We start from the raw sequence: 14,800 nt of genomic DNA, 5'->3' as shown, positions 1-14,800 counted from the left end.
CGCTTCGCCACGGACCGGCGTCCACGCTGTCCCTACAAGCGATGTGCCGCCCCCGTGGGCGCCGCCCCCCGCGTGTCCAGCAGCAGCTGGGCCTTCACCGACAGGCCCTGCAGGTCGTACGTGCGGTGCTGCTGGAGCAGGATCGTCAGGTCGGCGTCCGCGACGGCCTCGTACAGGGCGTCCGCGCGCGGGACCGGGCGGTCCAGGACGCTCCAGGAGGCGACGAAGGGGTCGTGGTAGCTGAGGGACGCGCCCAGCTCCAGCAGGCGGGTGGCGACCTCCTGGGCGGGGGTGGACTGCTGGTCGGCGAGGTCGGGCTTGTAGGTGACGCCGAGCAGGAGGACGCGGGCTCCGCGGGCGGACTTGCCGTGCTCGTTGAGGAGGGTGGCGGCGCGCTGGACGACGTAGCGGGGCATCTGGCTGTTGACCTGCTGGGCCAGCTCGACCATGCGCAGCGTGCGGCCGGCGGGGCCCGCGAGGTCCTGCGGGACGGCGTGGCCGCCGACGCCGGGGCCGGGGCGGAAGGCATGGAAGCCGAACGGCTTGGTCTCCGCGCAGCGGATGACGTCCCACAGGTCGACGCCCAAGTCGTGGCAGAGGACGGCCATTTCGTTGACGAGGGCGATGTTGACGTGCCGGAAGTTGGTCTCCAGGACCTGCACGGTCTCCGCCTCGCGGGGGCCACGCGCGCGTACCACCTTGTCGGTGAGACGGCCGTAGAAGGCGGCCGCCGACTCGGTGCACGCGGGCGTGAGCCCGCCGATGACCTGGGGCGTGTTGGCGGGCGAGAAATGGCGGTTGCCGGGGTCGACGCGGCTGGGGGAGTACGCCAGGTGGAAGTCACGGCCCGCGCGCATCCCGGAACCCTCTTCGAGGAGCGGGCGCAGCACGTTCTCGGTGGTGCCCGGCGGCACCGGCGACTCCAGGATGACCGTGGTGTGCGGGCGCAGCTGTCCGGCCAGGGTGCGGGCGGCCGCCTCCACCTGGCTCAGGTCGAGGGTGCCGTCCGCGGCGCGCGGGGTCGGGGGGCAGATGACGGCGGTGCGGACCCGGCCGAGCTCGGCGGGGTTCGTGGCGTGCCGGAAGCCCCCCGAGAGCATCCGGCGCAGTTCGGCGGGGCTGAGAGAGCCGCCCTCGGGCCCGGTGCGATAACCGAGCGTGGGGATGCCGGCGGCGACGGCGGCCTTGGCCAGCGGCAGGCCGTACGGGGCCAGTCCGATGACGGCGAGATCTGCGGGCATGGCGTGGGCCGTCCTTCCCAGTAACCGAAGCGGGGCAGGTGCGCAACCCCTGTGGACAGGACGAGGGAGCGCAATGTCAGACTAGGAGTAAATATGACCGATTTGCGGCATTGAATGATCGCGTTTCCGTGAGTGTTGTCCACAGGCTGGGGGTGAGTGGTGGCTGAAGTCGGGCAACCCGGTCAGAATTTTGGGCATGGGGGGTAGGAACCGGGCTTCGCCCGACGGGTGCGGCCCACGCGACCGATGAGCGGGAGGCAGCAGTGAGGACAGCGACACTGGGGCCGGCCGAGCGCGCCGAGTCACTGGCGGCCATGGCCGAGCGCGAGCTGGACCTACTGGTCGTGGGCGGTGGCGTCGTGGGCGCGGGCACAGCGCTCGACGCGGCGACCCGCGGACTGTCCACCGGACTGGTCGAGGCCCGCGACTGGGCGTCGGGCACTTCCAGCAGGTCGAGCAAGCTGATCCACGGCGGCCTGCGCTATCTGGAGATGCTCGACTTCGTTCTCGTACGGGAGGCACTCAAGGAGCGCGGGCTGCTGCTGGAACGGCTCGCGCCGCACCTGGTGAAGCCGGTGCCGTTCCTGTACCCGCTCCAGCACAAGGGCTGGGAGCGGCTGTACGCGGGCTCGGGCGTCGCGCTCTACGACGCCATGTCGATGGCACGCGGCCACGGCCGCGGCCTGCCCCTGCACCGGCATCTGACCCGCCGTCACGCCCTGCGCGTCGCCCCCGCTCTGCGCAAGGACGCCCTGGTCGGAGCCCTGCAGTACTACGACGCGCAGATGGACGACGCCCGCTATGTGGCCACCCTCGTGCGCACATCCGCGGCCTACGGCGCGAAGGTCGCCAACCGCGCGCGCGTGACGTCGTTCCTGCGCGAGGGCGAGCGGGTCGTCGGGGCCCGGGTGCAGGACGTCGAGGGGGGCGGGGAGTACGAGGTCCGCGCCAAGCAGATCGTCAACGCCACCGGCGTGTGGACCGACGACACCCAGTCGATGGTGGGGGAGCGCGGCCAGTTCCACGTCCGCGCCTCCAAGGGCATCCACCTGGTGGTGCCCAAGGACCGCATCCACTCCTCGACGGGGCTGATCCTGCGCACCGAGAAGTCCGTCCTCTTCGTCATCCCCTGGGGCCGGCACTGGATCGTCGGCACCACCGACACCGACTGGGACCTCGACAAGGCCCACCCGGCCGCGTCCAGCGCCGACATCGACTACCTGCTGGAACACGTGAACTCGGTGCTCGCGGTGCCGCTCACCCGGGACGACGTGGAGGGCGTGTTCGCCGGACTGCGGCCCCTGCTGGCCGGCGAGTCGGACGCCACCAGCAAGCTCTCGCGCGAGCACACCGTCGCGCACCCCGTGCCCGGCCTCGTCGTGGTGGCGGGCGGCAAGTACACGACGTACCGCGTGATGGCCAAGGACGCCGTGGACGCGGCGGTGCACGGACTCGACATGCGGGTCGCCGAGTGCGTCACCGAGGACATCCCGCTGCTGGGCGCGGAGGGGTATCGCGCGCTGTGGAACGCCCGGGCGCGGATCGCGGCACGGACGGGCCTTCATGTGGTGCGCGTGGAGCACCTGTTGAACCGGTACGGCTCGCTCGCGGAGGAGGTGCTCGAACTCATCACCGCCAATCCGGCGCTGGGCGAGCCCCTCGGGTCCGGCGACGACTATCTGCGCGCCGAGATCGTGTACGCCGCCTCGCACGAGGGGGCACGTCATCTCGACGACGCGCTGACGCGGCGCACGCGGATCTCCATCGAGACGTTCGACCGGGGCACCCGGTGCGCGCGGGAGGCCGCCGAGCTGATGGCGCCGGTGCTGGGCTGGGACAAGGACCACATCGAGCGCGAGGTCGAGCACTACCAGAAGCGGGTGGAGGCCGAGCGCGAGTCGCAGCGCCAGCCGGACGACCTCACGGCGGACGCGGCACGGCTCGGGGCGCCGGACATCGTGCCGCTGTAGTCGCGACGCACGCCGGGGACATCACTCGAACGGGTGGCTGGAGGTGGGATCTCTGCTCGGACCCCGGCCGTTCTACCTGGTGCGAGGGCAGAACTCGGCGGCGAGCAGCCGGGCTTCGAGGCCGGGATCTGCGATCGCCGTCGTGTTCACCCGGAATGTCAGGACACGACGCCCGTCGACGGTGGCCGCGGAGCGCACGTAGCTGCCGGATATGCGCCCGCTGTGCCCCCACACGACGGTGCCGCAGCGCAGTTTCACGGGAAAGAGACCCATGCCGTACGCGCCGTGTGCGGCACGGGTGTCGAGCATCTCGCGCAGCCAGCGCGGGGGCAGCAGCCGGCCGCGCAGCAGCGCGGCGTAGAAGCGGTCGAGGTCGGCGAGCGTGGTCACCAGCTCACCGGAGGCGCCGGCCACCCGCGGGTCCAGTTCGGTGACATCGGTCCCGTCGGTGGCGTAGGCGCGGCCGTGCGGGGAGGGCAGCGAGGTGCGGGAACCGGGGAAGGAGGTGCCGGTCAGACCCAGCGGGGCGATGATGCGCCGCTCGGCCTGATCGGCGTAGGAGCCGCCGGTGACCCGCTCGATGACCAGGCCGAGCAGTACGTAGTTGGTGTTCGAGTAGGAGAAGCCGCCGCGGGCGGCAGGGGGGTGGGTGAGCGCTATTCGGACAGCTTGGAGCGGCGTCACGGCGAGGGCGCCCCTGGTCGCGGCGGTGAAGTCGTACAGGCCGCTGGTGTGGGTCAGCAGGGAACGAAGGGTCAGCCCGCGCCCGTCGTTGCCCGCCCCGCGCACCAGGCCCGGCAGGTGCCGCTCCACCGTGTCGGACAGGGAAAGCCGCCGCTCGGCGGCCAGTTGCAGGACGACCGTCGCGATGAACGTCTTCGTCATGCTGCCGGCGCGGAAGTGGTCGGTGCGGGCGATGCCCTGGCCGGCCAGGGTGTAGCGGGTGCCGGTCTCCTCGTGGGCCAGCAGAGCCGCCGCGGGGGCCTCGCCCCGGGTGACGAGCCGTGCGAGCAGGGCGTCCGTCGCCGGGGGCCGGGACGGCGACGAGGAGGTGAGATCCCGCCATCCGGCGGGATTCAGGCCGAGGAGCGAGGGGGACACGAGGCCGAGAAGCGTCAGGAGCACAGGGAAGGCCAGTAGTGTCCGAAGCAGTGGCATCACCGGTCGCGCCATGCGGGTTCCCTCCCCTCACCGCGGCCCATCATGCCGGGCGCTGTTACGCGCGGTACACCGGGCCCCGGGCGAGAGCGGGTCCGGGCATCGCGCCGCGCGGGCGGATGGCCGCCCGAGAGGCACCCTGGGGCGCTGGGCACTTGTCGGGTGAGAGACAATGGAGGCTCTGTCAGGGCGGGTTGTATGAGGGGACGCATGTCGGAGGCGGAGCGGGCGGGGACATCTCGTCAGGACACTCGTCAGGACGACCGTGAGCGTCTCCTCGCGGGACGGTACCGGCTGGGCGGAGTGCTCGGCAGGGGCGGCATGGGCACGGTGTGGCGTGCCGTCGACGAGACACTGGGGCGCACGGTCGCCGTCAAGGAGCTGCGGTTCCCGTCGAACATCGACGAGGAGGAGAAGCGGCGCCTGATCACACGCACCCTGCGTGAGGCCAAGGCGATCGCCCGGATCCGCAACAACAGCGCCGTCACGGTGTTCGACGTGGTCGACGAGGACGACCGGCCCTGGATCGTGATGGAGCTCGTCGAGGGCAAGTCGCTCGCCGAGGTCATCCGCGAGGACGGCCTGCTGGAGCCCAAGCGGGCGGCCGAGGTGGGCCTGGCCGTACTCGACGTGCTGCGGTCGGCGCACCGCGAGGGCATCCTGCACCGCGACGTGAAGCCGTCGAACGTCCTGCTGGAGTCCGACACCGACCGGGTCGTGCTCACCGACTTCGGTATCGCCCAGGTCGAGGGCGACCCGTCCATCACCTCGACCGGCATGCTCGTCGGCGCGCCCTCCTACATCTCCCCGGAGCGGGCCCGCGGCCACAAGCCCGGACCCGCGGCCGACCTGTGGTCGCTGGGCGGACTCCTGTACGCGTCGGTCGAGGGTGTGCCGCCGTACGACAAGGGCTCCGCGATCGCCACGCTCACCGCGGTGATGACCGAGCCGATGGAGGAGCCGAAGAACGCCGGTCCGCTGCGGGACGTCATCTACGGCCTGCTCACCAAGGACCCCGAGAAGCGGCTCGACGACGCCGGTGCGCGGGCGATGCTCAACGCCGTCATCCACGCGCCCGAGCGCAAGGCCGAGCCGGAGCCGGCGGACGCGACGAAGGTCGTGCCCCTGCCTCCGCAGCCCGACGCGCGCGAGGGCAAGGGGCGTTCGGGCGCCGGGTCCGCGGGCAAGCGGGGCGAGGATGCCGGGGAGCGGTTGCGCGGGGCGCTGCGTTCCGTGCGCAAGGCCGCTGTGAGCGCGGGAGCTGCCGGGGCCGCCACGCGGGGCAAGTCCGCGAGCGAGAAGGCCGATTCCGGGTCCGTCGCGGGTGGTGGAGCGGCGGGGGCGTCGTCCACGACAGCGGGCGGGGCCGGGGCTTCGGCGGGGGCCGGGAGTTCCACTCGGGATTCCGGTTCAGGGGCCGGCGGGTCCACCGGCGGTGCCGGGGCCAAGGCCGGTGCCGGTGAGCGGGACACGACGAGCGGGAACGCGCAGAGCGGGGGCCGGAGTTCGGGATGGCCCGTCATGCCGCCGCCGGATCTGCCGGAGCGGTCCGTGCCGAGGGCGCCGCTCACCGATGTGGTGCCCAGGCGCACGCTGGTGATCATCGCCGTGGTCCTGGCGCTCGCCGTGCTCGGCGTGGTGCTGGCCGTGGTGCTGAACGGCGGCGACGACTCCAACGGCGCGGCGGGCGACGGCGGGGCCAAGGCCTCCACCAAGGCGAGCGCGAGCTCCGGAACCAAGAACGACGACGAGCAGACCCGTACGGACGGGGATAAGTCCTCGTCGGCCACGAACGGTTCCGGTTCGGGTTCCGGATCCGGGGACGGGAAGACGCCGAGCGCCGAGGCGAGCGCCACCGGGGGCAGCGGCGGCGAAGCGGGCTCCGGCGGCGGCAGTGGGTCCGTCTCGACCCATAAGGGTTCCCAGGGCTACTCGATCGGGCTGCCCAAGGGCTGGAAGTACGAGACCACGGGTTCGTCCGGGGACCGGTTCACCGGGCCGGACGGACAGAAGCTGCTCGTCGCCTGGACGTCCACGCCGCAGGACGACCCGGTGGCGGACTGGGAGAACCAGGAGCAGTACATGGAGCGCTCCGAGTACGACCGGATCCGTATAGAGAAGGTGGACTACCGCGGCTGGAACACCGCCGACTGGGAGTTCACCTATGCCGACGGCGGGACGAAGTACCGGACGATCGACCGTGGGTTCGTCGTGGACAGCCGTCGCGGCTATGCGCTGATGTACACCGCGAAGGCCGCCGCCTGGGACAGTGATCTCCGCAAGGACACCTGGAAGACACTGACCGGTTCGTTCCAGCCGAAGTCATGAGGTGAGCCCGTCCCCGCAAGGGCTCGCGAGGACAGGGTTCGAGCCGTGAGATACGGCAACCCCTCTTTGTGGGTTGCCTCCGGCACGTATCGTGAATGCTTGTGGACCGTGCGCATCCAGTCGTGCGCCCGGAACGCGACGCAAGGCGAACGGAATTGACCAACCGGGCGGCCGGGGGAGGCAACGTGGACGACTATGCGGGTCGGGTGCTCGCCGACCGCTACCGCCTGCCGCTGCCGCCCTCCGACGAGTACGAACTCACCGAGACCCGCGCCTTCGACACCTACAGCGGGCAGGAAGTCCTGGTCCGGCAGGTGCCGTTGCCGGAGGTCGTCGAGGCGGAGGTGCTCGACGCCGAGGGGCTGCCCGAGGGCTTCACCGCGCGGGACGCGCGCGAGCGCGGGGCGGGGCGACGGACCTCGGCGCGGTCCAGTACCCGGCGGCCCAGCGATCCCGCCGTGCGGCGCGCGGTCGAGGCGGCGCAGGCCGCGGCACGGATCCCCGACCATCCCCGGCTGGACCAGGTCTTCGACGTGTTCGCCGAGGGCGGCTCGTTGTGGATAGTGAGTGAGTTCGTGGCCGCGCGTCCGCTGGCCGCACTGCTCGCCGAGCAGCCGCTGACGCCGTACCGGGCGGCCGAGGTCGCCTCCGACGTCCTCATGGCGCTGCGGGTGCTGCACGCGCACGGCTGGGTCCACCGGAACATCACCGCCCGCACGGTGCTCGTCTGCGACGACGGCCGGGTGATGCTGACCGGGCTCGCGGTGGGAGCCGCGGAGGAGGCGTTGTGCGGGTACGACCCGGTGCCCGCGGAGGACGGTGACGAGGGCGGGGGCGGCGGGCTCGTCACGTTCGGCGGGGCGTCCGCTCCGGGTGCCGGCGCCGGGGGCGCGGGGCAGCCGGCGGGAGGCGTGGGGCCCGGCGGCTCCGGTCTCGGTGGCGTCGCGGGTCCCGGGCAGCCGGGGGGTGGCGCCGGTGCCGTAGGGCCCGGCGGTACGGATCCCGAGGCCGCCCGGCGGGCCGCGATAGAGGCACGGGCGGCCGGTGCGCTGCCGGTGCCCGTGGCAGACGAGGGCAACGGCGCGGAGGCGCCGAGCGGTGCCTCGGAGACCGGCGGGGACATCAGGGCGGCGCGGGCCGGGGCGATCGCCGCGTATCGCGCGGGTGCCCGTGCCGCGGCCCGGGTGCAGGAGGGGCAGCAGAACGGACGCGTCGCCCTGCCGGGAGCCCGGCCGGCGCCCGAAGGCGGGCCCGTTCCCCACGCGAACGGCGCGGCGAACCACCCGTATCCCTCCGCTTCCCCGGGCGACGGCGTCGCGACGCCCCCGGGACAGATCGCCGACCCGTACGGCGTGCAGGCCACGCCCTGGCACGGCGCCGCGCCCCGTGGCGGGACCGTCGGCACGCCGGCCGAAGCGGGCCGCGACCACGCGGCACTGCCCCCGGCGGGTCAGGGCACCCGGACCGGCTACGGCACCCCGCCCGACACCGCCGTGCCCGCACCTGGCGGCTTCCCCCAGCAGGGCGCCCCCGCGCCCGGCCCCGGCACCGCCGTTCCCCCCTCCGGCACCGGCGGCTTCCCTCAGCAGGGCACCGCTGGGCCCGGCCCCGGCGGCTTCCCCCCGCAGGGCGCCCCCGCGCCTGGCCCCGGCACCGCCGTGCCCCCCTCCGGCACCGGCGGCTTCCCTCAGCAGGGCACCGCTGGGCCCGGCCCCGCCGGCTTCCCCCAGCACGGCGCCCCCGCGCCCGGCCCCGGCCCCGCCGGCTACCCCCCGCAGGGCGCAGCCGCCCCAGGCGCCCTCGCCAACTCCCCGCACGCACCGACCCGCTGGAACGACCTCGCGAAGGGTGCGCCGGTCCACCGCGGGCCCGCGACCGCGCTCGCCGCCGAGCGGGCCCGGCAGGCGCGGATGGCTGTCGTCGGGCCCGTGACCGAGCGATGGGCGCCCGAGCAGGCCGGGCCCGTGCACGAGAACTGGCAGCTCGCCGCGCCGATCGGGCCCGCGACCGACCTGTGGGCGCTCGGGGCGCTGCTGTTCCGTGCCGTGCAGGGGCACGCGCCGTACCCGGAGGAGTCGACGGCCGAACTGGTGCAGATGGTGTGCGCGGAGCCGCCCGCCTTCGCCGAGGAGTGCGGGCCGCTGCGGCCGGTCGTGGAGTCGCTGCTGCGTCAGGACCCCACCGAGCGACTGGACTTCGAGGAACTGCGCGGCTGGCTGCGTTCGTTGGTGCGCTCCGCGCCCGAGCCGGAGGCCGGTGCGCATGTCGTCGCCGCCCCGCCCGTCGACCCGAACCGGCTGCCGATCGTGCGGCGCCGGGGCGAGTTGGTGCGCCGGCGGCGGGCCGGGCTGCCCGCGCACCACGGGCGGCACAAGCGGGCCAAGCGCTCCAGGCAGGAGTCGGCGTCGCCGCGCAGACTGGGTCGTACGTTGCTGCTGCTGGTCCTGCTCGGGATGGCCGCGGCGATCACGTACGCCATGATGTTCATGCCGAAGGCGGACCAGGACAACACCGGTACCGCGGGCGGGGATCGCACCGGCTCCGCCGGCCAGGCCGGTGAATCGGACACCGGGGAGTCCGCCGAGGCGAGCAGCGAACCCCGGCCCGACCAGACCTCCCCGGAGTCCGGCAACGGCCCCTCGGAGTCAGCCGGTTCCGACGACGGGACGCAGAGCAACGACCCCGAGGTCCCGGACGGCTTCACGCTGCGCGAGGACGACGCCGGTTTCCAGGTCGCCGTCGCCAACGGCTGGGACCGCACGCCGAAGAACGGGCGCGGACAGGTCGTGTACTCCCACGGCGACTTCGACCTGTTCGTCGTGCCGGGCCGCGACGCCACCGACGAGTACGGCAGCGACCCGATGGTCTACCAGCGGGAGCACGAGCGGGAGTTGCAGCCCTACCGCGACTCCAGCTGGGCGTCCTCCAGCGGTCTGAAGAGCATTCAGGTCGGTGAGCGGAGCATGGCCGAGGGGCAGTTCACCTGGACCGACGGCGAGGGACGCGAGCTGTTCGTACGCAATCTCGCGATCCTCATCGACGGGCGGTACCACGTGGTGCAGGTGCGCGGGCCGGAGGCCGAGCGGGACGAGGTGACGCGGCTGTTCGAGCAGGCGTCGGCGACGTACCAGGTCACCGGTTGATTGCGCCCGCGGACGGTGCGTGATGGTTGCTTCCCGACGCCGAAAGCGACAACCATCACAGTGCGGTCTCCTTGGCACCCCCGTGGTTCCGGTCGGGTCGGCCGGTCCTTAACCTGACCCTGTCAAGAACATTGCGGGGCAACGTGAATCAGATGCAGGGCCAGCTCATTTCGGGCCGCTACCGGCTCGTCGACGCGATCGGCAGCGGCGGCATGGGCCGTGTCTGGCGTGCGCGCGACGAGGTGCTGCATCGGGCCGTGGCGATCAAGGAGTTGACCGCCGCGCTCTACGTCTCCGAGAGCGACCAGGAGCGGCTGCTCGCCCGCACCCGGGCCGAGGCACGGGCCGCGGCGCGCATCAACCACTCGGCCGTCGTCACCGTGCACGACGTGCTGGAGCACGATGGCCGGCCGTGGATCGTGATGGAGCTGGTCGAGGGCAACTCGCTGGCCGACGCGGTCAAGGAGCGCGGGCGCGTCGAGCCCGCCGAGGCCGCCCGGATCGGTCTGTGGGTGCTGCGGGCGCTGCGCGCCGCGCACACCGCCGGGGTCCTGCACCGCGACGTCAAGCCCGGCAACGTCCTGCTGGGCGAGGACGGCCGGGTCCTGCTGACCGACTTCGGCATCGCCCAGATCGAGGGCGACAGCACCATCACCCGCACCGGAGAGGTCGTCGGCTCGGTCGACTACCTCGCCCCCGAGCGGGTCCGTGGCCATGACCCGGGCCCCTCCTCCGACTTGTGGGCGCTCGGCGCGACGCTGTACACGGCCGTGGAGGGCCGCTCGCCCTTCCGCCGCACCTCGCCGCTGGGCACCATGCAGGCGGTCGTCGACGAGGAACCCGGCGAGGCGCCGCACGCCGGCCCGCTCGCGCCCGTCATCACCGCCCTGCTGCGTAAGGATCCGGCCACCCGGCCCGACGCGGCCGAGGCGGAGCAGATGCTGGCCGAGGCGGCGGAGGGACGACGGCCGAACGCGGCGCAGGTGTACGTGCCGACCCAGCGCGCCGCCGTGTACGAACCGGAGGTACGCACGGGGCCGGGGACGGCCGCGAGCACTCCGTATCCGCCCATGACGGTCGCGCCCGCGCCCGCGCCGCCGAAGCGGCACCGCCTGCGTACGTTCGCTCTGGTCGTCGCTCTCGCGGCGATCGTGGGCGGGGGTCTCGCGGTCGCGCTGCAGCAGTTCGGCACGGGCAAGTCCGGCGGCTCCACCTCCTCGTCGTCGACTCCGAGCCCCAGTGTCACGCCGAGCGACGGGGCCGGTCAGGGGGCGGTGCCCGCCGGTTGGGAGCGGCACGACGACCCGGTGGGTTTCAGCATCTCCCTGCCCAAGGGCTGGAAGCGGTCCGTCTCCATCGACCAGGACGGCCTCCGGCAGGTCGACTTCTCGCCCGACAAGGGCAAGCACCTCGTGCGGGTCGCCGTCGACACCGCGCCGGACTTCCGCACCTCGTACGAGCACCTGAGCAACCTGGACCAGCGGATCTCGCAGCGGCTGGTGGACTACGAGCAGCTGAGCCTCAAGGAGGAGCTGTTCCGCGACCAGCCGGGCGCCCGCTGGGAGTACGCGTGGAACGCGCTGGCCAAGGACGCGCCGCACTACTTCCCGGGGCCCTATCGCGCGATCGACGTCGGGTACATGGACGGTGACGGCACGGAGTACGCCATCTACGCGTCCTCGCCGGCCGACGACTGGGCCACCACCAGAAAGCAGTTCGACTGGATCCTGCGGAGCTTCCAGGAGGGCTGATCCGAGCGGAGCGGGCAGCGGGCGTCGAGGCACCGCCTCCCCGGTTCGCGTTCCGGGCCGGTGGGTTTCCCGACCGTACGGTAGGGCGTCGAGCGGCTTTTGAAGTCGTTTGCTCCTTTGCATAGTTGGCCGATCGGCACCCCGGAGTCGGTCCGTCCGGTGCGGCATGATGGGGCGCATGGGGACCGAGGGCGCCAACTTGCGTGTGATCGCGGGGCGTTACCGCCTCGAGGCGAGGCTCGGTCGCGGCGGCATGGGCGTCGTATGGCGGGCGACCGACCAGTTGCTGGGGCGCAGTGTGGCCGTCAAGGAGCTTCCCCTCGACGAGACGCTCTCCGCGGCCGAGGCCCGGCATCAGCGTGAACGGACCCTGCGCGAGGCCCAGGCGGTGGCGCAGCTCAGCCACCCCAATGTCATGGTCGTCCATGACGTCGTCGAGGACGACGAACGCCCTTACATCGTCATGGAGTTGATCGACGGGGACTCCCTGGCCGACCGGATCACGGCGCACGGACCCGTCGACGCGCGGGAGGCAGCCCGGGTCGGCGCCGACCTGCTGAGCGCGCTGCGCACCGCACACGAGGCCGGCGTGCTGCACCGGGACATCAAACCGGCCAACGTGCTCATCGAGGACGGCACCGACCGCGTCGTCCTCACCGACTTCGGCATCGCGCAGGTGCCGGGCGCCGCCACGCTCACCGAGTCCGGCTCCTTCGTCGGTTCGCCCGAGTACACCGCCCCCGAGCGGATGTCCGGCGCCCGGACCGGACCCGCCTCCGACCTGTGGTCGGTGGGCGCGCTGCTGTGCGCGGCCCTGAGCGGTGAGTCGCCGTTCCGCCGCGACTCGTTGAGCGGCGTGGTGCTCGCCGTCGTGTCCGACGAGATACGCCCGCCCGCGCAGGCGGCGCCGATCCTGCCGGTCGTCCAGGGACTGCTGGAGCGGGACCCGGGACTGCGGCTGGACGCCGTGGCGGCGGAGCGGATGCTGCGGGAGTTCCTGGAGACAGGCATCACCCTTGTGGCGAAACGGTTCAGCAGAGGGGGTCGTACCTATTCGCCCCGCAGCGTGCTGGCCACCGTCGTGCTGGTCGCCGCGACGGCGGTGGCCGGGGTGTCGGCGGCGGCGCTGCTGGTGAACGGGGGTGGCGGCGCGGACGTCGTGCCGAGCAGCTCCGCACCGGGTCCCTCGGACAGGCCGTCCGGTACGGCGAGTTCGCCCGGCGCGACCCCGGGATCTCCGTCTCCCGGCGCGACCTCCGGGTCCACCGGGTCCACCGGGTCTCCGGCGCCCACGGCGACATCCTCGCCGAGCACGTCCGCCTCGCCGGGCGCATCCCCCTCACGGGTCACTCCGAGCCCTGTTCCCACCAACTCCCCATAGGGGGGCAAGCTCCTAATAAGGGGAAGATAAGTCGCGACCTGCGTCACGGCTCTGTGACTGGAAAGCATTCCCGCTGGCTCCCCGGACACCCCCCGCGATACGAATGGAGCCATGAGCAGCAACGGGGGAGCCCCTTATCGGTCCGACGAGCCGACGAGTTTTGAACTGCAACCACCGCGGCCCAACTCGCCCGCGCCCACGCCGCATCCGGACAATCCGTACGCGACGCCCCCGCAGACCGCTCCGCAGCAGGCCGCACCGGGCCATCAGGGCGCACCCGCTCATCACCCGGCCGCGCCCGCGCACCCGGCTGCCCCCGTTCAGACGTCCGCCCCCGACCCCGGCACCGGCCGGCTGATCGCCGGCCGCTACCGCCTGCTCGCCAAGCTCGGCCACGGCGGCATGGGCACGGTCTGGCGGGCGAAGGACGAGACGGTGGACCGCGAGGTCGCGGTGAAGGAGCCCCGGGTACCGGACCATCTTCCCGAACGGGAACGCGCCAACGCCTACGAGCGGATGCGTCGCGAGGCACGCGCCGCGGCCCGGCTCGACCACCCGGCGGTGGTGAACGTCCATGACGTCGCCGTCGTGGACGGCCGGCCGTGGATCGTGATGGAGCTGGTGCAGGGCCGTTCGCTGGGCGACGCCTTGCAGGAGGGCACGCTCGGCGCCCGGGACGCGGCGAGAATCGGCCTCGAAGTGCTCGGCGCACTGGAGGCCGCGCACGCGGCGGGCATCCTGCACCGCGACGTCAAGCCGGACAACGTCATGCTCGGCCGCCACGACCGCGTCGTCCTGACCGACTTCGGCATCGCCCAGATCGAGGGCGAGACCAATCTGACCGACACCGGCGGCTTCGTCGGCTCGCCCGAGTACATCGCGCCGGAGCGGGTGCTGGGCCAGCGCCCCGGCCCCGCCAGCGACCTGTGGTCCCTCGGCGTCGTCCTGTACGCGGCGACGGAGGGCGTCTCGCCGTTCCGCCGCAGCAACACCCCGGCGACCCTGCAGTCCGTCCTGAACACCGTGCCCGCCGCGCCGGCCGCCGCGCAGGGCCCGCTCGCCGAGGCCATCAACGGCCTCCTCCAGAAGGACCCGGCCCGCCGCCCGAACGCCGCGCAGACGCGTGCGCTGCTGGAGCAGGCGGCCAACCCGCCGGTGCAGGCCGCCACCCAGGTCGTCCGCATACCCGAGAGCGTCAAGGCCGGCATCCGGCTCGGGCCCAAGGCGCTGCTCGGCATCGCCGCCGCGGTCGTCGCCGGGGCGGTGGCGGCGTACCTGGTGATCGCCGATCCGTTCGCGGGGCCGCTGCCGGACCACTGGAAGGTCCGCCAGGAGCAGGCCCTCGCCGCGTCGCTGGCGGTGCCCGACGGCTACAAGCGGGGCGTGCCCGAGGACACGGACGACGGCCACTGGGTCACGTACACCGACGCGAGCGGGGCCATCTGGATCGGCCTGAGGCTGGAGAAGAAGGCCGAGGACTCCAGCAGCCAGATCGCCGGGTCGGCGGCCGCCGAGATGTACGACGACGACGGCGACTTCAAGCAGAACGGCGACTACGACGTCAGCATGCCGGCGAACCCGCGGACGGCTCCCAAGGAGACCACGTACCAGGGCCGGAAGTCGGCCGAGAACACGATCACCTTCACCACCACCGACACACAGAACCCCCGCCCCCGTGAGATGCGGATCTTCTACTACAAGACCGCCGCCGGGGACATGTACAAGCTCAGCATCAACTACCCCGGCAAGGGCGACTTCACCACCCGCGGCCGTGAGGTGGCGAGAACCGTGATCGGGAACCTGGAGATCGGCAAGCTCTGAACTGGCG

Annotated in this window: 8 protein-coding genes; 6 read left to right on the top strand and 2 right to left on the bottom strand. The window is 72.9% G+C overall.

The window, feature by feature from the left end:
* Window positions 1–32: 32 nt before the first annotated feature.
* A complete protein-coding gene (locus tag ACGFW6_RS21375; RefSeq protein ID WP_393512009.1) occupies window positions 33–1,241 on the bottom strand; it encodes a nucleotide sugar dehydrogenase in 1,209 nt (402 codons plus the stop codon).
* A 263-nt stretch (window positions 1,242–1,504) separates the two neighbouring features.
* Here ACGFW6_RS21375 and ACGFW6_RS21370 point away from each other — a divergent pair, with 263 nt between their 5' ends.
* Window positions 1,505–3,211: a glycerol-3-phosphate dehydrogenase/oxidase gene (locus ACGFW6_RS21370; RefSeq protein WP_393512006.1), complete on the top strand. Its 1,707-nt coding sequence runs from the start codon at window positions 1,505–1,507 to the stop codon at window positions 3,209–3,211.
* A 72-nt stretch (window positions 3,212–3,283) separates the two neighbouring features.
* Here ACGFW6_RS21370 and ACGFW6_RS21365 read toward each other — a convergent pair whose 3' ends face one another.
* Window positions 3,284–4,369 carry a serine hydrolase domain-containing protein gene (locus tag ACGFW6_RS21365; RefSeq protein ID WP_393512768.1) on the bottom strand — a complete coding sequence of 362 codons (1,086 nt, stop codon included), beginning with the start codon at window positions 4,367–4,369 and terminating at the stop codon, window positions 3,284–3,286.
* 210 nt (window positions 4,370–4,579) lie between these two features.
* Here ACGFW6_RS21365 and ACGFW6_RS21360 point away from each other — a divergent pair, with 210 nt between their 5' ends.
* The 5 genes from ACGFW6_RS21360 (at window position 4,580) to ACGFW6_RS21340 (ending at window position 14,793) form a co-directional block, all read left to right on the top strand.
* Window positions 4,580–6,697 carry a serine/threonine-protein kinase gene (locus ACGFW6_RS21360; protein ID WP_393512003.1) on the top strand — a complete coding sequence of 706 codons (2,118 nt, stop codon included), beginning with the start codon at window positions 4,580–4,582 and terminating at the stop codon, window positions 6,695–6,697.
* Window positions 6,698–6,882: 185 nt separating this feature from the next.
* A complete protein-coding gene (locus ACGFW6_RS21355; RefSeq protein ID WP_393512000.1) occupies window positions 6,883–9,840 on the top strand; it encodes a protein kinase in 2,958 nt (985 codons plus the stop codon).
* Between the two features lie 152 nt (window positions 9,841–9,992).
* Window positions 9,993–11,591, top strand: coding sequence for a protein kinase (locus ACGFW6_RS21350; protein ID WP_393512765.1), 1,599 nt, complete (start codon window positions 9,993–9,995; stop codon window positions 11,589–11,591).
* Between the two features lie 178 nt (window positions 11,592–11,769).
* Window positions 11,770–12,972: a serine/threonine-protein kinase gene (locus tag ACGFW6_RS21345; protein WP_393511997.1), complete on the top strand. Its 1,203-nt coding sequence runs from the start codon at window positions 11,770–11,772 to the stop codon at window positions 12,970–12,972.
* 111 nt (window positions 12,973–13,083) lie between these two features.
* Window positions 13,084–14,793 carry a serine/threonine-protein kinase gene (locus ACGFW6_RS21340; RefSeq protein ID WP_393511994.1) on the top strand — a complete coding sequence of 570 codons (1,710 nt, stop codon included), beginning with the start codon at window positions 13,084–13,086 and terminating at the stop codon, window positions 14,791–14,793.
* The last annotated feature ends 7 nt before the right edge of the window (window positions 14,794–14,800 follow it).

This window comes from Streptomyces sp. Y7 (genome assembly GCF_043195415.1).
In the GTDB taxonomy this organism is placed as follows: Bacteria; Actinomycetota; Actinomycetes; order Streptomycetales; family Streptomycetaceae; genus Streptomyces.
Note: the sequence above shows the minus strand (reverse complement) of the source record. Positions and strands in the feature narration are given on the sequence as shown.